Annotated in this window: 19 protein-coding genes; 13 read left to right on the top strand and 6 right to left on the bottom strand. The window is 68.4% G+C overall.

Features of this window, described 5'->3' with window-relative positions:
- Nucleotides 1–762 precede the first annotated feature (762 nt).
- Entirely contained in the window at nt 763–1,383 is a 621-nt protein-coding gene (locus tag AB0C34_RS20180; RefSeq protein ID WP_357074914.1) for an AAA family ATPase, read from the top strand.
- A gap of 27 nt (nt 1,384–1,410) precedes the next feature.
- Here AB0C34_RS20180 and AB0C34_RS20175 read toward each other — a convergent pair whose 3' ends face one another.
- Nucleotides 1,411–2,373: a YegS/Rv2252/BmrU family lipid kinase gene (locus AB0C34_RS20175; protein WP_357074911.1), complete on the bottom strand. Its 963-nt coding sequence runs from the start codon at nt 2,371–2,373 to the stop codon at nt 1,411–1,413.
- On the bottom strand, nt 2,370–3,947 hold the full coding sequence (locus tag AB0C34_RS20170) for an FAD-binding oxidoreductase (protein WP_357075255.1): 1,578 nt from the start codon (nt 3,945–3,947) through the stop codon (nt 2,370–2,372). Before AB0C34_RS20170 ends, AB0C34_RS20175 begins: the two co-directional genes overlap by 4 nt.
- A gap of 165 nt (nt 3,948–4,112) precedes the next feature.
- On the opposite strand from AB0C34_RS20170, the gene AB0C34_RS20165 reads away from it, so the two are divergent.
- Together AB0C34_RS20165 and AB0C34_RS20160 are read left to right on the top strand one after the other, a co-directional pair.
- Nucleotides 4,113–4,736 (top strand): helix-turn-helix domain-containing protein, encoded by a 624-nt coding sequence (locus AB0C34_RS20165; RefSeq protein ID WP_357074908.1) that lies wholly within the window; start codon nt 4,113–4,115, stop codon nt 4,734–4,736.
- A gap of 43 nt (nt 4,737–4,779) precedes the next feature.
- On the top strand, nt 4,780–6,330 hold the full coding sequence (locus tag AB0C34_RS20160; RefSeq protein ID WP_357074905.1) for a glycerol-3-phosphate dehydrogenase/oxidase: 1,551 nt from the start codon (nt 4,780–4,782) through the stop codon (nt 6,328–6,330).
- A 28-nt stretch (nt 6,331–6,358) separates the two neighbouring features.
- Here the strand turns inward: AB0C34_RS20160 and AB0C34_RS20155 are convergent, their stop codons facing one another.
- Together AB0C34_RS20155 and AB0C34_RS20150 are read right to left on the bottom strand one after the other, a co-directional pair.
- Nucleotides 6,359–6,880, bottom strand: coding sequence for a GNAT family N-acetyltransferase (locus AB0C34_RS20155; RefSeq protein ID WP_357074901.1), 522 nt, complete (start codon nt 6,878–6,880; stop codon nt 6,359–6,361).
- Between the two features lie 51 nt (nt 6,881–6,931).
- Nucleotides 6,932–7,603 carry a TetR/AcrR family transcriptional regulator gene (locus AB0C34_RS20150; protein WP_357074898.1) on the bottom strand — a complete coding sequence of 224 codons (672 nt, stop codon included), beginning with the start codon at nt 7,601–7,603 and terminating at the stop codon, nt 6,932–6,934.
- 334 nt (nt 7,604–7,937) lie between these two features.
- Here AB0C34_RS20150 and AB0C34_RS20145 point away from each other — a divergent pair, with 334 nt between their 5' ends.
- The 4 genes from AB0C34_RS20145 to AB0C34_RS20130 all read left to right on the top strand — a co-directional run bounded on the left by AB0C34_RS20145 (nt 7,938) and on the right by AB0C34_RS20130 (nt 13,066).
- Nucleotides 7,938–9,179, top strand: a complete 1,242-nt coding sequence (locus AB0C34_RS20145) for an FHA domain-containing protein (protein ID WP_357074895.1) — start codon at nt 7,938–7,940, stop codon at nt 9,177–9,179.
- Between the two features lie 144 nt (nt 9,180–9,323).
- A complete protein-coding gene (locus tag AB0C34_RS20140; protein ID WP_357074892.1) occupies nt 9,324–11,618 on the top strand; it encodes an FdhF/YdeP family oxidoreductase in 2,295 nt (764 codons plus the stop codon).
- Complete coding sequence (gene fdhD / locus AB0C34_RS20135) at nt 11,615–12,454, top strand: formate dehydrogenase accessory sulfurtransferase FdhD (RefSeq protein ID WP_357074889.1); 840 nt, start codon at nt 11,615–11,617, stop codon at nt 12,452–12,454. Before AB0C34_RS20140 ends, fdhD begins: the two co-directional genes overlap by 4 nt.
- A 153-nt stretch (nt 12,455–12,607) precedes the next feature.
- Nucleotides 12,608–13,066, top strand: coding sequence for a hypothetical protein (locus AB0C34_RS20130; protein ID WP_357074886.1), 459 nt, complete (start codon nt 12,608–12,610; stop codon nt 13,064–13,066).
- Nucleotides 13,067–13,263: 197 nt separating this feature from the next.
- Here the strand turns inward: AB0C34_RS20130 and mihF are convergent, their stop codons facing one another.
- Nucleotides 13,264–13,578, bottom strand: coding sequence for an integration host factor, actinobacterial type (gene mihF / locus AB0C34_RS20125; RefSeq protein ID WP_357074883.1), 315 nt, complete (start codon nt 13,576–13,578; stop codon nt 13,264–13,266).
- Between the two features lie 608 nt (nt 13,579–14,186).
- Here mihF and AB0C34_RS20120 point away from each other — a divergent pair.
- The 6 genes from AB0C34_RS20120 (at nt 14,187) to AB0C34_RS20095 (ending at nt 18,306) form a co-directional block, all read left to right on the top strand.
- A complete protein-coding gene (locus AB0C34_RS20120) occupies nt 14,187–14,966 on the top strand; it encodes an AraC family transcriptional regulator (RefSeq protein ID WP_357074880.1) in 780 nt (259 codons plus the stop codon).
- Between the two features lie 57 nt (nt 14,967–15,023).
- Entirely contained in the window at nt 15,024–15,401 is a 378-nt protein-coding gene (locus tag AB0C34_RS20115; protein WP_357074877.1) for a nuclear transport factor 2 family protein, read from the top strand.
- 105 nt (nt 15,402–15,506) lie between these two features.
- Nucleotides 15,507–16,076 carry a carboxymuconolactone decarboxylase family protein gene (locus AB0C34_RS20110; protein ID WP_357074874.1) on the top strand — a complete coding sequence of 190 codons (570 nt, stop codon included), beginning with the start codon at nt 15,507–15,509 and terminating at the stop codon, nt 16,074–16,076.
- A 230-nt stretch (nt 16,077–16,306) separates the two neighbouring features.
- On the top strand, nt 16,307–17,236 hold the full coding sequence (locus AB0C34_RS20105; protein WP_357074871.1) for a hypothetical protein: 930 nt from the start codon (nt 16,307–16,309) through the stop codon (nt 17,234–17,236).
- Between the two features lie 147 nt (nt 17,237–17,383).
- A complete protein-coding gene (locus AB0C34_RS20100) occupies nt 17,384–17,746 on the top strand; it encodes a DUF1304 domain-containing protein (RefSeq protein ID WP_357074868.1) in 363 nt (120 codons plus the stop codon).
- Entirely contained in the window at nt 17,743–18,306 is a 564-nt protein-coding gene (locus tag AB0C34_RS20095; protein WP_357074865.1) for a TetR family transcriptional regulator, read from the top strand. Before AB0C34_RS20100 ends, AB0C34_RS20095 begins: the two co-directional genes overlap by 4 nt.
- 70 nt (nt 18,307–18,376) lie before the next feature.
- Here the strand turns inward: AB0C34_RS20095 and AB0C34_RS20090 are convergent, their stop codons facing one another.
- The gene (locus AB0C34_RS20090) at nt 18,377–18,643 is read right to left on the bottom strand and encodes a 50S ribosomal protein L7/L12 (RefSeq protein WP_357074862.1); all 267 of its coding nucleotides are present in this window, start codon (nt 18,641–18,643) and stop codon (nt 18,377–18,379) included.
- Nucleotides 18,644–19,141 lie beyond the last annotated feature (498 nt).

Here is a 19,141-nt window from a genome sequence, read left to right as displayed (position 1 = left end):
CGCAATTCTCAGCTTCCGGCATTTTCTACCCCGAATGTTCCCTTTATCCGACAGCAGGGAAATGGTCGTGGCGGTCGATACGAGGTCACTGTCGATCGCGACGTCGAATCGGCGCCGGCGAAGGTCGCCTGGGACGGCAGGTTGTCGCATTGCCACTACCCCGACCTCCGGTGAAACTGGTGCACTCCACCGGGTCTACGACGCATCCAGCAGTTGTCGTCGAACGCGCAGTTCAGCGCGACAAACCGTCCTCGTCGACGCGAAGGAAGCCCGCGCGCCCGGCAGCAAGCGCTTCGCCGGTCGGTCAGCGCTTTGCCACGCGGAGGCCGCCGGCCGGTGGACGCGCGACCTCAGGAGCCCGAGCACCGCGTGTTCAGGTGGGCACAGTCGGTGTCCGACGGGAGCTCGCGCCGGGGGAGAACACCACGTCACCCGTCACTGCGACAGCGGCGAGGTGTAGCGCAGACCCGGCTGGTGGATCCCCCGCCGCGTCGGCCGCGGGGTGAATGTAGTCAGCGGTTCGCGCTCCGCGGACCGACCGCGACCCAGATCCAGGAGCGACCGAAATGTCGGAGATTGCCGGATCGGGGAGAACCGAGGACTCTGGAGGAGGTGAATACCGCAGGAGATCCCGTCCCAACGAATCTCTTTGAAAGACCAGGGATTTCCCGGACGCCGAACGAATCTCCGCCGGGGACTACGCATAAGCTGACTACTCCCCTCGACGGGCTCGCGCCCCACTGCCCCGAACCACTGGTGCCCTTGGCGCCGCACACACTGCACGACCTGCGCGGTGGTTCGATCGCGGAGTTGCGGTACCCGAGGTCGGCGACACTGATCGTCGCGGGTGTCCCCGGCGCGGGCAAGAGCACCGCGCTGGACAGGTTGTTCGGCGCCACCTCCGACGCCGAGACGCCGCCGAGCGGACCGGACGGCTGCCTGGTGCTCGACTCACAGCAGGCGCGCAATCGTTGGCGGCGCAGGCTGTGGTGGCTGCCGTATCTGTTGCGCCGCCCAGTGGTGCACACCGCGCACTACCTCGCGATCCGCACCGCGTTACGCGAGGCGACCGGTGCGGTCGTGATCCACGACTGCGCCACCTTCCGCTGGACGCGCGCGCTGATCACGCACTGGGCGGCCCGCTACGACCGGGACCTGCACCTGCTCATGCTCGATGTGCCCGCGTCCGTGGCGCGCGCGGGCCAGCAGGCCCGCGGCCGGCGCGTCAACAGCGTGGCATTCACGGTGCACGCGCGGCGCTGGCGGCGACTGATGCGGACGGTAACGACCGAACACCGTAGACCGACAGGCGGTTGGTGCTCGGTGGTCATCGTCGATCGCGCGACCATCGACCGGCTGCGTCGCGTGGCCTTCGCCGCCTAGTGCTCGAACCCCTTGCCCGCGTAATGATCAGAGAACCAGCACGGTCAGCGCACGGGGTACCGCGCGCATCGTGATCGGCAGGGTACCCGCCGGCTCGCCGTCCGCGGTCGCGGGCGCGCCCGGCGCGGTGAGCGTGATCGCCGCGGCCCGGAACTGCTTGACCTGTGGATGATCCTGGCGTTTGCCCGCCGACAGCGATGGCAGCAGGCGCAGCATCTCGACCCTGGACAAGGCGCCGACCACGGTCAGATCGAGCAGTCCGTCATCCGGCACGGCATCCGGGCAGATGAGCATGCCCCCGCCGTAGGTGCGAGTGTTACCGACCGCGACCAAGACCGCCTCGGTCTCCAACATCGAGCCCTCGCCCGGGTTGCCGAGCCCCGCGGTCACCGCACCGGTCAACTCGACGCGGTACGGCACGGTGTAGCGCCCGGAGATCTCCACGAGCGCCGCGACCGTGTAGCGCAGCCGCCCCTTCGGCCAGCGCATGTCATTGGCGCGCAGGGTAACCCGCGCGTCGAACCCCGTGCCGGTGACGGTAGCGAACCAGATCGGTGCAGCCCCGGACGCGGCGGGCTCGAGGCGGCCGAGGTCGATGGTCCGCGTCCGTCCATTCAGCACGAGATCGGCCGCGGCGATCGGGTCCTCGGTCGGCACACCGAGTTCCCTGGCCAGATCGTTGCCGGTGCCCGCGGGAATCATGCCGAGCGGGACACCGGTTTCGGCGACGGCCGCGAGAATCACGTTGATCAGACCGTCGCCCCCGATGCAGACCACCGCGTCGGGCTTCGGCCCCTGCCCCACACCACCGATCTCGTCGCGCACCCGCCGAACCGATTCGGCGGCCGAGGGAGCACTCACTTCGGTGACCTCGGCGCCCCGGGCACGGAACCGGGCGATCGCGGCGCTTGCCACCGCACCGCCCTTGCCGAGCCCGGACTGCGGGTTGGTGACCACGGCGATCGTGCGCACGGTCGAATTCTCGGTCACGGCACCAGCTTTCCGGGATTCAGGATGCCGGCGGGGTCGAGCTCGGCCTTCACCGCGCGCAAGACACGTACACCCAGGTCACCGACCTCGTCCGGGAGCCATGGCCGGTGGTCGGTGCCGACCGCGTGGTGGTGGGTGATAGTGCCGCCCGCCGCGACGATGGCGTCGCCGACAGCTCGTTTGGCGACCTGCCACTGGGAGATCGGGTCGTCCAGTTGCTTGGCGACGACGGTGAAGTACAACGAGGCGCCGGTCGGGTAGGTGTGCGAGATATGGCACATGACCAGCGGTGGCGTCCCCTGCGCTCCGAGTGCGTCGGTCAGTGCGGTCGTCACCTCGGTCTTCAACGCCGCCAGGTTCGACCATGTGGTCGCGGTCTCCAGCGTTTCGCACAGCACCCCGACGTCCAGTAGCGCATCACGCAGATACGGCGCGGCGAAGCGGCCGTGCTCCCACTCCTCGGCGGGCGTCTCCCCGAGCTCGGTGCCACCCGCCGCGGTGAGTACCGCTCCTGCCTCAGCATTACGCGCCGCGACATGCGCCGCGGTGCCCTCGAACGTGGTGATGGCCAGACAACCAGCCACCGACTTGCCCCCCACGTTGCCAGAGCGGGCCAGATTGATTCCGGTCTCCGCCTCGTCGGACAGCCGCAGGACGGTCGGTGCGGCGCCCACCTGAACCACCGCACGCAGTGCGGCCACGCCGGTTTCGAAATCGGGGAACGACCATGCCTGATAGGCAATAGTTTCGGGGACGGGGTGTACGCGCAGGGTGACCTCGGTGATGACACCGAGTGCGCCTTCCGAACCGACGAACAGTTCACGCAAGTCGGGCCCCGCCGCCGAAGCGGGCGCGCGACCGAGCTCGAGAGTGCCGCAGGGCGTGGCGATCTTCAGCCGCTGCACCATGTCGTCGAAGCGGCCGTACCCCGCCGACGCCTGGCCGGAGGACCGCGTCGCAGCGAAGCCGCCGATACTGGCGAACTCGAAGCTCTGCGGAAAGTGACCGAGCGAAAGTCCGTGCGCGCCGAGCAACTCCTCCGCACGTGGACCGGTGAGTCCGGCACCGAGGGTCGCAGTGCCACTGATCGGATCGATGCGGGTTACGGCGTCGAGCCTGCGCAGGTCCAGCGTGATCACGGCGGCGAAGCGGCCGCGCAGCGGATCGACACCACCGACGACGCTGGTGCCGCCGCCGAACGGAACGACGGCGACAGCGTGCTCGGCGCACGCGGCGAGCACGGCGAGAACCTGCCCGTGATCAGCGGGGAAGACGACGGCGTCGGGTGCGTCCTGCGGGCCGTCGGCGCGGCGACGCAACAGGTCGGGGGTGCTCTTGCCGCCCGCGTGCCGCAGCCGGTCGCGGTGGTCGGTGGACACGTTGGCAGCGCCGACGACCTCGACCAACTCGGCTCGCTGCCCGGGCGTCAGCGCGGATTCGCGTAGTGGCACGTCATCCTCATCGCGTCGCGGCAGCGGGTCGCCCGACACCCCGAATACCTGGGTCAGCAGGCCCCGGATCTGCGCCGAAAGCGGCTTGTGTCCGGCAGGGATACCCCAGGCATCCCAGACCATGTTCGCCGCGATCCCACGGCCGCCCGAGTCAGCCGCGTGAGCCGACTGCTCATCGGTATGCTGCGTCTCCACCACAAGTTACAGTTTGACATAGACTGTCAAGCAGTAACTCTTCTTCTGGTCGACAGCCGAGCTGTCGACGAACCGACTACCGGTGGTGCCACCTTGACCGCTTCCCATGAGACCGACGCCGACGCCGAGAACATGCTGTCCGCACGAGACCTCGCGATTCTCGACGCGGCCCGCACCTGTGTGCAGGAGTTCGGCGTCCGCCGCACCACGCTCACCGAGGTGGCGCGCAGGGCGGGTGTCAGCAGGCCGACCGTCTATCGCCGCTGGCCCGACACCGGCTCGCTGGTGGCCGAACTGCTGGTGCGCGAGCTGCGCGGCATCGTCGCCGCCACCATGCCGTCCACGGGAATCGCGCGCACCAGGTTGGTCGAGGGCGTGGTCGCGGGCGCGGCACGGGTCCGGTCCAATCCGCTGTTCGGCAAGATCTTCCGCACCGACACCGACCTGATGCTCACGTATGTATTCGGCAGGCTCGGCCGTAACCAGCGAGCGCTGATCGAGCTGTTCTCGGCGGGTATCCGCGACGGTCAGCGCGACGGTTCCGTCCGCGACGGTGATCCGGACCGGATGGCCACCATGATGCTGCTGATCGTCCAGTCCGTCGTGCAGTCGGCGGGCACCGTCGCACCGATCCTCGCGAACGCGGACCTCGACACCGAACTCCGTCGCGCGATCGACGGCTACCTCGACGACGGCGACCCGAGCCGGCCGCGATGAACACCCCCGCGACGGCACCCCTTCCTACCGGAAAGGCATTGTGATGACCGCGAATTCGGTGCACACCGGAGATTCCGCGCTGAACGCCGACCGCCGCGCCGCGGCTCTGCGACGGCTGGGCGACGGCGCCGAGATCGACGTGCTGGTGATCGGCGGCGGCGTCACCGGCGCGGGGGCGGCATTGGACGCCTCCGCCCGTGGACTGCGGACCGTCCTGGTGGAACGCCGCGATCTCGCCTTCGGCACCAGCCGCTGGAGTTCCAAGTTGGTCCACGGCGGGCTTCGCTATCTGGCCGGCGGCCGAGTCGGCATCGCCCACGAGAGTGCGGTGGAACGCGGCATCTTGATCCGCACTACAGCACCGCATCTGGTGCGCGCACTGCCCCAACTGGTGCCGCTGATCCCCAGCATCGGCCCCGCGCAGACCGCGCTGGTACGCACCGGTTTCCTGGCGGGCGACCTGCTCCGACGCGGCGCGGGGACACCTGCCGCGATCTTGCCCCGGTCGCGCCGGATCGCCGCCGCCGAGGCGTTGCGGCTCGCGCCGACCGTACGCCGCGACGGGTTACGCGGCGGGTTGCAGGCATGGGACGGACAACTCGTCGACGATGCCCGCCTGGTGGTCGCGCTGGCGCGCACCGCGGCGGCATACGGCGCGACAGTGCTCACCCGCACCGCGGCGTTCGATGTGACCGGGAATTCGGCGATGGTGCGCGACAGCCTGACCGGTGAAACCATCGCGCTGCGGCCACGTACCGTGGTCAACGCCACCGGCGTTTGGGCCGACCAGGTGGATCCGAGCATCGAACTACGTCCGAGCCGCGGCACCCATCTGGTGTTTTCCGCCGCGTCCTTCGGCGGCCTCAGCGCCGCGCTGACCGTGCCGGTACCCGGCAGCACCAGCCGGTTCGTCTTCGCCTTGCCCGCCGCGCACGGCCGGGTCTACCTCGGCCTGACCGACGAGGACGCACCGGGGCCGGTGCCCGACGAGCCGAAGCCGACCGACCCCGAAATCGATTTCCTGCTAGACACCATCAACACCGCGCTGCGAGAGCCGTTGACGCGCACGGATATCCGCGGCTCGTATGCCGGGCTGCGCCCGCTGCTACAGACCACAGACGACAGCACGGCCGACATCTCGCGCAAACATGCGGTGTTGCGCTCCCCCACCGGCGTCATCACCATCGTCGGCGGCAAACTCACGACCTATCGGCGAATGGCCGAGGATGCCATCGATGCGACGATCGCGCACGGTGGCCTCACCGCGGGGCCGTGTCGCACCCGGCGACTTCCGTTGGTAGGCGCGGTCTCCGGCGCCGAGCGTGATCGCATCGATGCGGCACCGGTGCTGATCGAACGCTACGGCAGCGAGGCGGCCGCCATCGCGGTCGCGGCGCGCCGCGACCCTTCCCTCGCCGAGCCGGTGGCGCCCGGAATCGATGTGATCGGCGCCGAATTCGCGTTCGCGGTCTCGCACGAGGGTGTGCTGGACGCCGACGATCTGCTGGATCGGCGCACCCGCATCGGCCTGGTCGCTGAAGATCGCGCGGCGGCCGCCCCGGCGGCCGCGGCAGCGCTGGCGCCTATCGCCTAGGACGATTCTCGAGCAGCCCGCGCTCGGATCAATCCATCGACCACCCCGCGAGCTCCGCGCGCATGCACGCGCGCGGCCACCGGTCGAGGCCGTGAGCACGTTCGGCCGCCCGCAGCGCCCGCAAACCGGGCGTCTCCTCGTCCATCCGCAGAAATCGGAAGCCGAGCCGCTCGTAATACGGCCCGTTCCAGGCGACCTCGGTGAACGTGGTCAGGGTGATCGCCGCCATTCCCTCAGCGGCAGCCCACCGCACGGCTTGGTCGATGAGTCGCTTGCCGATCCGCCGCCTGGCGAAAGCCGGTCGTATCGAGACCTGGTCGATGTTGGCGATACCGTCGACCAGGTCCAGGACCAAGTAGCCGATCGGGTGGTCGGCGGCGTCGGCCCAGACCCAGGCGCGGCCGGCCCGCTGAAACGCGCGCAACGTGTCCAGCGCGGGCGGCTCGTCCTCGGCCACCGCCGTCATGCCCAGCGCCGCGAACGGCACACCGGCGGCACGCTCGATGTCCTGAAGTGCGCGGAGGTCGGCCGTCGTCGCTGGGCGGATCATCGGGCCATTGTGTACCGGGGCCCCGGCGCGAGCGAGCAAGTTTCCGCCCGATCAGTCCGTGGGCGTGGCGAGAATTCCGTTGACCAGTACCCGCACCGCCCAGGCCGCGCGCGCGTCGCCAGTGCCGGCCAGCAGCGCGTCGCGCATGGTCACCAGAGTCGGATACCGGTCGGCGGGCAGCTGGGCGAACTGCTGGGCAACGGCGGTGACGTAGTCCTCCTCAGTGCCGATCTTGGTGTTGTGGACGCTCTGCTCGACGGCCGCCGCGGCGATGTGCAGCGAGATCAGGTCTACCGCCCAGGCACTGGTGCGTTCGTCCAGCCCGGCCGCGGCCAGCTGCGCCAGCATCCTGTCGACCAGGTCCAACGCGTTCGGACCGGTCGGAATCGCACCGAGCGCGACAAGAGCCAATCCGTCGTGGCGGCTCATCGCCGCGACCGTGGATTCGATCAACGCGGTGAGTCGGTCGCGCCAGGTCGCTCCGGTCGGTTCGGGGATCGTGCCGAGGACGTGGTCGAGCATGGCAGCCATCAGGTCGTCGCGGTTGGCGACGTAGACGTAGAGCGAGGCCGCGCCGGTGTCCAGATCCTGGGCGACCCGGCGCATGGTGAGTGCCACCGCGCCGTCCCGGTCCAGGATTCGCAAGCCTGTCTCGATGATCACCTGGCGGCTCAGCGGGGCTTTGGCCGGGCGAGCCCGGCGGCTGGCGGGTGCTGCGCTCATGGGCCGAGCTTATCCCCGACGAACGCTGTTTGACACGAACATCGTTCGTTCATGCCGCCGTCGTCCGCGCGCGACCGGCACGGCGGTTCGCCACGGAGGGCTCCGGCATAGCCATTCGGTATTCCGACCGAGTCGACGGCCACGAAGCCCAACTCGACACGGTCGAGCTGGGTTGCGGGAAGGTGTACGGCAGCGACGAATTCGACGACGAGACGACAACGCGGACAGGACGCGTACCCGGCGGCGAGGTAGGTCGAGGCCACCGTTCGCACGTCGAAAACGCTCTATGCTGGCTTCGATATTCCGGTAGTTGCGCCGGGGAAGGAGGGCGCGGGTGCACGGAATTCCAGCCACCGTGGGTATCGCGCCGGGCGACGGTCTGGTCGCCCGCTTCGGTACGGTCGTCGCCTACGTCAGTGGCGAAACCACCTCCACAGACCGAATACTCGGCACCATCGAAGCCGTGGCCGACACCGAACACCCTGGTGCGGCGCTCGCGAAACGCCTGGCCGCGGTAATTTTCGGGAGCCCTTCGGAGCCGCCGCCGTTCGGTGTGGTCGCGCCGACCGAAGACGGAACACTGATTCTGTTGCGCGGACCCGTGGCCGCCGAGATCCACGGCGCGGAAGGCACCCGTCGACTGTCCGGCGCACGTGCGTTCACCTGGGTCGATGAGATCGTGCGTGAACCGGTGCGGCGCATCACCCTCGGCGCCGACACCGGCGCGGCACTGACACCGCGCCCGCGCAGCGATCTGCGCGCGGGTGTGGTTCCCGGTGGTGGCTTCGTCCTGCACGCGGCGGTCCGGCGGAAGGGAAAGGCCGCCCACCCACGCGCGGCGGAGCGCCCCACCGGCTCCGCCCGGCCCGCGCCGTCCACGGCAGCCGCCCAATCCGGGCCCGCTGCTGTGTCGAAGCCCGCACCCGAGCCCACCGCCGCGGCGGGCTTCGCGGCGATGCCCGAACCGACCGGCGCGTCCGCTGCCGTCGCATCGGTTCCCACCACCGCCGCGCGGACCGAGTCGGCGCGCCCGCTCGCCAAGCCGCGTCCGCCCAGGTCCGTGTCGGATCCTTCGCTCGCCTGGTCTCAGTTCCAGCCCGCGGCACAACCCGACGCCGAACCGGCCCCATTCCCCACGACTGCGAAAGCGGACGGTGGAACACGGGTGCGCGGTCCGGTCGACGCGGATGACGCCGTCGTCGGCGCACTGGTCGCGGAGGATGGCGCCGCCTATCCGCTGGACCGTCCCTACGTCCTCGGGCGCGGGCCACAGGTGGACGAGTCGGTCCGTGCGGCGACCGCCGCCCCGCTCGTCATCCAGCGGGACCGCCATGTCTCCCGTGTCCACGCCTACGTGTCGGTCGACGGCGGCAAAGTCTACGTGCGCGACGCCACTGCCACCGCAGGCACTTTCATCGCCGCCCCAGACACTGACGAGTGGACCCGAATCGGCACTGCCCCTACCGAGCTTCCGCCCGGTTGGCGCGTGCGTATCAGTGCCCGCATCCTCACCTATCAGGGCGATGACCAGCGCGCCGGAGTCACCGACAGCGCCGGCGCGCGACGCGGCGGCTGAGTGACGATGGCTCGCATCGACGAGCGGTGATACCGGCGAAGCAACCGAATCCGGGAACATTTTCCGGCACCCGTTTCGGGTGCCGACGATGCGACGAGCTAGCCCCCCGAGCGACTCAGACAGCTTTGGAGCACAATGGCCAGCATGCATCGAAATGGACCGGCCCGGGACATCGACGAGTCCCGGCTATCGGTGACCCCACCCAAGGAGCAGGCCGCCGGCGTCACCGCCGTGGCGGTCGCGTTGAAACGCTCGATGGAGGAGATGGGTGTGCTGCGCACCGCGCGCACGCTGTCCCGGGTCAACCAGGTGCACGGCTTCGACTGTCCCGGCTGTGCCTGGCCGGAGCCGACCGGCCACCGCAGACCCGCCGAGTTCTGTGAGAACGGCGCGAAGGCGGTCGCCGAGGAGGCGACGCTGCGCACGGTCACTCCAGAGTTCTTCGCCGCGCACTCGGTGGCGGACCTGGCGGACAAGTCCGGATACTGGCTCGGTCAGCAAGGCAGGCTGACCCACCCGATGGTGCTACGGCCCGGCGACACCCACTACTCCCCGATCGCCTGGGACGACGCCTACCAGTTGATCGCCGACCAGCTGCGCGCCTTGGCCACGCCCGACGAAGCCGTCTTCTACACCTCCGGCCGCACCAGCAACGAGACCGCGTTCCTCTACCAGCTGCTGATCCGCAGTTTCGGCACCAACAACCTGCCCGACTGCTCGAACATGTGCCACGAGTCCTCCGGCACCGCGCTGTCGAGCTCGATCGGGATCGGCAAGGGCTCGGTCACGATCGACGATTTCCAGGCCGCGGACCTGATCATCGTCGCCGGCCAGAATCCCGGTACCAACCATCCGCGGATGCTCAGCGCGCTGGCCGGTGCGAAGGCCAAGGGCGCGCGGATCATCGCGGTGAACCCGCTGCCGGAGACCGGGCTGCTCGGCTTCCGTGATCCGCAGACGGTCAAGGGATTCACCAGTGGCGTGGCGATCGCCGACGACTTCCTGCAGATTCGCCTCGGTGGCGACATGGCGCTGTTCCAGGCACTCGGGCGCCTGCTGTTCGAGGCCGAGGACCGCGCGCCGGGAACGGTGGTCGACCGCGAGTTCGTCGACGCGCACTGCGCGGGCTTCGCCGAGTACGAAAAGTCCGTGCGCTCGGTAGATTTCGCCACTGTCCTGGCGGCTACCGGCCTCACCAGAGCAGAACTCGACCACACCGCCGAGTTGTTCGCACGGTCGAAGAAGATCATCATCTGCTGGGCCATGGGCTTGACCCAGCAGGCACACGGCGTCGCCACCATCGAAGAGGCCACCAACCTGCTGTTGCTGCGCGGCATGATCGGCAAGCCCGGCGCGGGCGTCTGCCCCGTGCGCGGCCACTCGAACGTCCAGGGCGACCGCACCATGGGCATCTGGGAGAAGATGCCCGATGCCTTCCTCGACGCCCTCGACGCCGAATTCGGGATCACCAGCCCGCGCGAACACGGCTTCGATACCGTCGAGGCCATCCGCGCGATGCGGGACGGCCGCGCGAAGGTCTTCCTCGGCATGGGCGGTAACTTCGTCTCCGCCACCCCGGACACCACGGTGACCGAGGCCGCGCTGCGTGGCTGCGACCTCACCGTGCAGATCTCCACCAAACTCAATCGCAGCCATGTCGTCCACGGGCGGACCGCGCTGATCCTGCCCACCCTCGGCCGTACCGACGAAGACCTGCGCGATGGCGTCAAACAGCAGGTGTCGGTGGAGGATTCGATGTCGATGGTGCACCTGTCCACCGGCAGGCTGAAACCGGTCAGCGATCAACTGCGCAGCGAAGTCGCCATCGTCTGCGAACTCGCGCTCGCCGTGTTCGGTGCCGGCCACTCGGTGCCTTGGGCGCGGTTCGCCCGTGACTACGACGCCATCCGCGACGTGATCTCCCGGGTCGTGCCCGGCTGTGCGGACTACAACGCGAAGGTCAGGCAGCGCGGCGGATTCCAACTGCCGCACCCGCCGCGCGACCGCCGCGAGTTCCATACCGCCACCGGCAAAGCCAACTTCGCGATCAACGACCTGACCTGGCTTCCGGTGCCCGAGGACCGGCTCATCCTGCAAACACTGCGCAGCCACGACCAGTACAACACCACTATCTACGGACTCGACGACCGATACCGTGGCGTGCACGGCGGCCGCAAAGTGGTACTCGTGCACCCGGACGACATCGCCGCATTCGGTTACACCGATGGCGACCTGGTGGACGTCGTCTCCGAGTGGACCGACGGCGTCGAACGCCGTGTCGAAGGTTTCCGCCTCGTCTCCTACCCCACCCCGCGCGGCAATGCGGCCGCCTATTATCCCGAGACCAACCCGCTCGTCCCGCTCGACCATGTCGCGGCGCGGTCGAACACGCCGGTGTCCAAGGCCGTCACCGTCCGGCTCGAGCCGAGCCGATCATGAGCCGCGTGACCGCCCGCCGCCCGATGCGCCGGATCTCACCGGCCGGGGAGGTCCGGCGGCCGGATACCCTCGCCGTGGAGGAACCGCTGGAGATTCGCATCAACGGACGGTCGTTGATGGTCACCATGCGCACGCCGGGCAACGACATCGACCTCGTGCACGGATTCCTGCTGAGTGAGGGCATGATCGGCGACGCCGACGAGATCATCGCCGCGCGCTACTGCGCCGGTACCGACGACGAGGGACGCAACACCTACAACGTCCTCGACCTCACCCTGCGCAATCCCGTCCCGGTGGCGACCCGCAGCTTCCTGACCACGGGCGCCTGCGGCCTGTGCGGCAAGACCGCCCTGGACGAGGTGCGCACTCGCACCCGGTTCCCGCTGCCCGCGCAGGGCCCGGTAGTCGACACCCGCGCGCTGGCCACGATGCCGGACACCTTGCGGGGCCGCCAGTCGGTGTTCGACGCGACCGGCGGTATTCACGCCGCGGGTTTGTTCACCGCCGACGGCGCGGCGCTCACGGTGCGTGAGGATATCGGCAGACACAACGCGGTGGACAAGGTGATCGGCTGGGCGCTGCGCGAAAATCTGATTCCCGCCCACGATCTGGTGCTCATCGTCAGCAGTCGCGCCTCGTTCGAACTGGTGCAGAAGGCGGTCATGGCCGGGATCCCGATGCTCGGCGCGGTCTCGGCGCCGAGTTCGCTGGCAGTCGACCTGGCCGCCGAATCCGGACTCACGCTGGTCGGCTTCCTGCGCGGAGACACCATGAACGTCTACAGCGGGCCCGAGCGAGTCCGGGTCGAATCGGAAGCCGCCGCGCAGTTGGTATGACGCGCTCTTGCCACACCGGATCGTCCGTCTTACCGTGACGGCACAGCGTTCGGAACGTGTTCGGCGAGAACGGAGTGGCCGATGCGGATCTCGGTACCGGGAACCAGTGTGGGTCCGCGTGTGCCCAGCCGATTCGAGCATATCCGCGGCCGCGTGGCGATCACGTGGGTCATCCTGGCCATCCTGGCGGTACAAGGAGCGATCGTCGGGCTATGGGCCACGGTGGCGCCGCATTCCTGGTATTCCAGCTTTCCGGGATTCGGCACACAATGGGTGGCGGTGGACGGCCCCTACAACCACCACCTGGCCGGCGATGTCGGCGCGTTTTTTCTCGCCCTGACCGCCGTCACGATCGCCGCGCTCGTCGTCGAGGGCACCACGGCGACTCGGATCGCCGGCATCGGCTGGCTGACGTTCGGCATCCCGCACTTCGTCTATCACGCTGCGCACCGGCCCGCCGCGCTCGGCGCGACCAGCTTCGCAGTCAGCCTGATCGGCGCGTTCCTGCTCGTAGTCGCCGGCCTGTTCTGCGTCTTCGCCCCGCCGCTCGGCGATGTCCCGCGGCAGAGCGATAGCCGTTTCCCGGGCCGCCGTCCGCGTGCGTCCCGCTGATCAGCGCGGCGTCCGACCGTCCCGGTCGATTGCACGGTGACCGGGACGCCCGTGGGTCGTGCTCGTCACCACGGGCGTGATCCGGGGCGGCTGTCGTAGGACGCCGCATTCTTCGTGCACTTCTCGAGCGAGCGCCCGCGCCGCGATCCGCCGACGTGAGCGTTCGTTCCCCGGCATGGAGGACGACGACGCGTCCGTCAGTCCTTCAGCGCGTCGAGCAGCGCGGCACGCTGGCGCGCACCGAGGCCACCGATGCGGCGATCCTCCGGGATTTCCGCCTGGTCCATCAGTTTCGCCGCCTTGACCGGGCCGACGCCGGGCAGAGCCTTGATCACGGCAGCGACCTTCGTCTTCTTGACCAGCTCGTCGGAGTCGGCCTTCTTCAGCAGCTCGGCAACCGAAACCTTGCCCGCCTTCACCTTGCCGATCAGTTCGGAGCGTGCCTTGCGGACCGCAGCCGCTTTTGCCAGCGCTTCGGTGCGCTGCTCTGCGGTCATGGTAGGCAGTGCCATGTCTCCTCCGCTTCCACTCACTCGAACATCTGGTTGACCGGACCGAGTAAACATCACGGCGCCGAACCCGCAAGGCCGACACACCGGGGCCGATACAGCGGAAATAGCGACGAACTCTCCGGGTCCATGCCGTCCGATCGGGTGGCCGATCCGCGCGCAGCGGTCGAAAGGACGAAAGGAACAGCACGTCCCGGAGCTCTCGCGCACCCAGTTCGTCGCTTTCGACGGCACCTGTCGATCTTCCCGGTACTGGCCGGTGCCGGGAACCAACTGTTCACCGCCGATACCCAACCGCTCGGGCTCTGGCTCGCGGAATCCCTTGTGACCAGCAGCGGCGGGGTCATCGGCACCAATCGGAGCGCGGGTGCGCCGCAATAGGGGCGACCACGCCGAACAGGTCGCCGCGGCGCGGTAACAGTGTCGGCGTTTTCCTCGACAGGATCAGCAGGGCAGCAATACGGGACAGAAGGTTCAACGGCGAACCAGGAGGATCAACGGCGATCCCCGACACCGGGCGCGATCGGCTTCTGCCGATCGTCACCGTGTTCCACGGCGCGGGCGCGACAACAGAACACCGACTTCTTCTCGCCGCGTCCCACCGTGCCAGCATGACGAGCATGAGTCCGCCGGAAGCGCGCCCGCCCGCAGTCTTGTGGCTGTGGGCCGGACAGGCGATTTACCGTGGACGGTCGCTGCGTCTCGATGCGCATTCCACCGCGGTGGAATGCCTGGCGGTCGGAGTGGACGCGCCGTTCACCCTGGAGGCGGCCGGGACCGCGCGCATCGTGCGGAGCGCGTTGATTCCGCCACGCAGGGTGCACCGGGTCGTCGCGCACGGCGACGACATGATGTTCTGCTACCTGGATCCCGGATCCGCTCGGGCACGCGCAGGCCGCGACCGGATGACACTGTGGGACAACGATCTCGGGCTGACACATCAGGGCGAGGCGGCGCTCGCGGACGCAGCGGGCTGGGACCGGCCCGATCCGCAGGCGCTGGCGAATCTCATCGGCCTGGCGCCGCGTCCACCAACGGACGCCCGCATAGCGGAGGCGATGGCCACCCTTCTCGCGTACCCCGCGCGCGAGCTCACCGCGGACCGGCTCGCCGCGGCGGTGCATCTGTCGGAATCCCGTTTTCTGCACCTCTTCTCGGCGCAGGCCGGTACTTCGTTCCGGCGGTTCCGGCTGTGGGCCCGGATGCTCTGCGCTGGGCGAGCGATCGCCAAGGGAGCGAGCCTCACCACCGCGTCCGCCGACGCGGGATTCGCCAGTCCCTCCCATTTCAGCGACACATTCCACACCTTGTTCGGACTGTCGGCGACGGCACTGCTCGCCTCCGGTGTGCAAGTCGTGGTGCTGGACGAGGCTGGCGGGACCGAGCCGTGACCAGTGGACGCGAGTTAGGATGACAATTGGAACGTGTTCCACTTACTAGGAGGGGCCGTGACCACGCAGATTCGCGACGTGGTCGAGCAGTATGCGCTGCTGGCCGGGCCGGGCCGGACCGAGGACATCGTCACCCTGTACGGCCCCGACGCGGTCGCGGCGGACCCGATCGGCACGCCCGCGAATCGCGGCCACGATGCCATCCGCGGGTGCTACACCGCGATCGCAGCGCTAGACCAGGAGACCGAACTGCGCTGCGTGGTTGTCCGCGCCGCGGACAACCACGCAGCGTTTCCGTTTACCCTCGTCACCGAGGTCGACGGGCAGCGGGTCGCCCTGTCGCCGATCGACGTGATGGAGTTCGACGAGGAAGACCGCATCACCGAGATGCGCGCGTACTGGAGCCAGGCAGACCGGCGGGTCGAGCTCGAATAGCCGGTATGGATCCTGGTGCGCCAGGTCACAGCGCGATCTCATCACATTCCGTCGCGGTCTCTCGTCCGAGAAGTAGGAACGATCCACTGATCGAAGGAGATCGACATGGGTGCCACCCGTATCGCCGCCGTCACTCCGCAGCAGGCCAGCCCCCTGACCAAGCTGCTCTATCGGCTCGCCCAGCGCCGCTACCGCGCAGTACCTGAGCCTTTCGCGGTCACCGCCAACCATCCGAAACTGCTCGCCGCCAACGCCGTCCACGAGCTCATGGCGCAGCGGGCCAGCACCACATTGCCCGCGGCCGTCCGCGAGATCGCCGTCTATCGCGTCGCATGGACGGTCGGCTGCTCGTGGTGCGTCGACTTCGGCGCCATGCTCATGCGTCTCGGCGAACTGGACGTCGAACGACTCGAACATATCGCCGATTACGCTACGTCGCCGCGATTTTCCGATGACGAGCGCGCCGCCATCGCTTACGCCGACGCGATAACCGCCACCCCGACCACCGTCACCGACGTGCAGGTCGCCGATCTGGAGCGGCGATTCGGCCCGGCGGGCGTCGTGGAGCTCAGTTATCACATCGCACTGGAGAATTCGCGCTCGCGGTTCAACTCCGCGCTCGGCATCACCGCACAGGGATTCAGCACCGATTCGTGTCGAGTGCCCTGGGCGTGAGCCCCTGCGGCGGTCCGCAACGCGGCTGAAAGATGGTGGCCGACCTGGCACTTCGGGCCGGGTCGCCCGCCGGACTGTCGCTCCGGCCGGGAATGGACTAAGAATAGAACGTGCTGAGGCCGCATGTCCGCGCCCGGTCAGCGAGCTATCGTTGCGTGTTCGATGAACGGTAGCCCGTGTCGGCGTCTACGGTTTCTCGCGTTCCCCTCCGCCCAACCGTTTGGAGCCGCATGCTCGACGAACATCCCCTCGACGACGACGTCGCGCGGCTGGCGAGACAGGTCGAGAAAGCTCGCGGCCGCCTCGCCTACCAATTCGATCCAGCACTAACCGGCGCTCTGTCCGAAGAGGAGCTGAACGCCGAACGCGAACTCGCCGAACGGATCCGGACTCAGAATCGCGAGCAACGCTGGAAGCACGCCGAGGCCGCCGCCGAGGCGTCCGACCGAGCGCGCAACACCTCCGAGGCCATCGAGAAGGCGGATATCCGAGATCTCCTGCTGGCACGCAAGGCGATCGCCGCACAGCGGCGCGAATCCAGCCCGCATGCCCGGCTGGCCTCCCTGTACCGGCACCGCTCATGGTCGCTCGGCGCGTTGGCGGGCGTGGTCTTCTCGGGCATGCTGTGGTCGGCGGTCAACGTCCAGCACAACATCGCGCCTACCGGGCCGGACGATCCGCTGTACTGGTTCAGCTATCTGCTCGAGGCGATGATCAGCGTGTCGCTGATCATCATCATGATCGGCACGAACAAGGTCACCGAGTGGGGCGTGCTGGACAACCGCAGCCAAGTCGCGGCGGCCGAGATCGCGTTGCTCGCCCTGACGGTCGCCCTCAACACCTACCCGCATGTGAGCGCGGGGCGGTGGTTCGACGCCGCGGTGCATGGGGTTGCGCCGGTCATGATCGGCGTCGCGCTGCTCATCCACGACGCCGCCAGCGCACGCTACGGCCGCGCGATCACCTACGCCACCGAACAGGTCCGCAGTCTGCCCGATCCAGGCGCGCACGACCCGCTACCAGTACCACAGTCGACCTCGGACAACTCGGACGAACTCCCGGTGCCCGACGGCGCCGAATTCCAGCGGACGATGTCGGACGACGACATCCAGTGGTCCACAGCGCACACCTCCGACCTCGGAGCAAGCGCGTCGCGCTGATCAAAGCCGGATCGGTGGACGGTGAACCGCGCAGGTGCCGTGCCCACTGCCGCAGCGGTCGGACGGGCAGACCCCTCGTTCGGACTTTATCGACAGGTGTTCATAATTTATGGACAGGTGTTGATAAAAGCTGGAAAGGGGCCGATCGTGGCGGTCGTGGCAGGTGTACTGGTCGGGTTGATGGCGGTGCTACAGGCCTACTTCATGGTGTTGGAGATGTTTCTGTGGGATCGGAAGCCAGGGCGGCAGTTGTCCGGGTTCGATACGGAGATGGCGGTAGCGACGAAGCCGTTGGCGGCGAATCAGGGGTTGTACAACGGGTTTCTGGCGGCCGGGCTGGTGTGGGGACTGGTGGCGGACGACCCGGTCGGGTTCCAGGTGCGGGTGTTCTTCCTGATCTGCGTGCTCATCGCGGGTATCTACGGGGCGATCACGGCGAACTGGCGGATCCTGCTCGCGCAGGCGCTGCCCGCGACACTCGGGTTGGCCGCGGTATTGCTCGCGGGATGAGCGAGGGTGACCCACGGGCCGCGCGTACCCGGGCCAGGTTGCAGGCCGCACTGCTCGCCGAATGCGCCGAGCGTCCGCTCGAACAGGTCAGCGTGGCCGCTGTGGTGCGGCGCGCACGCGTGAGCCGCTCAGCGTTCTACCTGCACTACACCGACGCGCAGGCGCTGGCGGTGGACGCCTGCGCGGAAGTCGTCCGGGACGCGGTACTGGCGTTACACGCCTGGCGCGCAACACCCGATCCGTCGCGGCCACCACCGGCGTTGACGGGGTTCGTCGAGGGGATCGCGCCGCACGGCGCGCTATACCGGGCGCTGCTGCGCCCGGGCGGCGGCGGCCCGCTCGGCGAGTTACTTCACCAGGAGCTGCGCGAACGTAGCCGGATCGAGCGCACGCTGGCGGGCGCACCCGCCGCGGACCTGATGGCGTCCGCGGTCGCGGCGACTTTCGCAGGTGTGCTCGCCGACTGGCTGCACGGCGCGATCGAAGCCACCCCCGCACAGCTGGCCGCCCAGATCTGGCGACTGCTCATTTCGCTGCACCGAACGGCTTTATTGTCCTGACCACCGAAACTAGCTGTACCGAGCTGTTTTTCATGCGGTTGCCGCAAACCATCCCACGGACCAACATGGTTCAGTACGGATACCGCCGCTCGACCGCATCCTTGGCTTCTTTGAGCCCGCAGCCGGTCAACTCCCGGTACCGCTTGATCGCCTGAATCTTCTTTCCCTGCGCCAAAAGAGCATCGACCTCATCCAGACCATTGCCACTCGGCACGATGGCCCTGGTCTGGATCGGCGCGGCCGAAGGCAGCTCCGTGATACCGAGATGGTTCATGATCAGATCGAGCTTGAAGTTCAGCGCATCGATCTTGGGCTCTACTCGCCGGTTGCCAAACATGATTCGATCGTAGTGATCGACCGACGCTGCAGGCGGCTTTCAGCACCACGGCGACAAGACACCGGCACTCGCGAAGCACGCGCCCATCGGCGCTCGAGTCGATCAACGCGACGGGACCAGCGCGTACCACGACTGGAAAGACCCGCGCGTCGAGCAGTACACGATGCCCCACGCAGACGAACGTCACCTCGGACACGTCGATGATCAATCGCCGACCCCACGAATTCGACGAGCCGATCAATCAGCTTCGGAACACCTCGGCGAGATAGCGGTAGACCTCACCGACAGCGGCACAGCGTGCCCTCGCTGGGGCGCTGACAGCAACCGACCACCGCTCGGCGGGACCCGCCTACCTTCCCGTGCGAACGCCGGTGGCAGGAGCCGGCCAGCGAAACGTGTCGCCGTCAAGAACTCGGTTTGGTCGTCCGCGACCATCGGAAGACGCTGCCGCAGTAACTGCTGAGGCGACACGGCGGTCAGCCCTAGGCTGCTCACTCA

The organism is Nocardia sp. NPDC049220 (assembly GCF_040647855.1).
Classification (GTDB): domain Bacteria; phylum Actinomycetota; class Actinomycetes; order Mycobacteriales; family Mycobacteriaceae; genus Nocardia.
This window is presented reverse-complemented; position numbering and strand designations above follow the sequence as displayed.

Excerpts from the sequence above, each read along its gene's own strand:
- mihF (WP_357074883.1), bottom strand. The coding sequence starts at position 13,578 with ATGGCACTGCCTACCATGACCGCAGAGCAGCGCACCGAAGCGCTGGCA.
- AB0C34_RS20160 (WP_357074905.1), top strand. The coding sequence starts at position 4,780 with ATGACCGCGAATTCGGTGCACACCGGAGATTCCGCGCTGAACGCCGAC.
- AB0C34_RS20090 (WP_357074862.1), bottom strand. The coding sequence starts at position 18,643 with ATGTTTGGCAACCGGCGAGTAGAGCCCAAGATCGATGCGCTGAACTTC.
- AB0C34_RS20105 (WP_357074871.1), top strand. The coding sequence starts at position 16,307 with ATGCTCGACGAACATCCCCTCGACGACGACGTCGCGCGGCTGGCGAGA.
- AB0C34_RS20140 (WP_357074892.1), top strand. The coding sequence starts at position 9,324 with ATGCATCGAAATGGACCGGCCCGGGACATCGACGAGTCCCGGCTATCG.
- AB0C34_RS20150 (WP_357074898.1), bottom strand. The coding sequence starts at position 7,603 with ATGAGCGCAGCACCCGCCAGCCGCCGGGCTCGCCCGGCCAAAGCCCCG.
- AB0C34_RS20170 (WP_357075255.1), bottom strand. The coding sequence starts at position 3,947 with ATGGTCTGGGATGCCTGGGGTATCCCTGCCGGACACAAGCCGCTTTCG.
- AB0C34_RS20120 (WP_357074880.1), top strand. The coding sequence starts at position 14,187 with ATGACGAGCATGAGTCCGCCGGAAGCGCGCCCGCCCGCAGTCTTGTGG.
- AB0C34_RS20110 (WP_357074874.1), top strand. The coding sequence starts at position 15,507 with ATGGGTGCCACCCGTATCGCCGCCGTCACTCCGCAGCAGGCCAGCCCC.
- fdhD (WP_357074889.1), top strand. The coding sequence starts at position 11,615 with ATGAGCCGCGTGACCGCCCGCCGCCCGATGCGCCGGATCTCACCGGCC.
- AB0C34_RS20095 (WP_357074865.1), top strand. The coding sequence starts at position 17,743 with ATGAGCGAGGGTGACCCACGGGCCGCGCGTACCCGGGCCAGGTTGCAG.
- AB0C34_RS20155 (WP_357074901.1), bottom strand. The coding sequence starts at position 6,880 with ATGATCCGCCCAGCGACGACGGCCGACCTCCGCGCACTTCAGGACATC.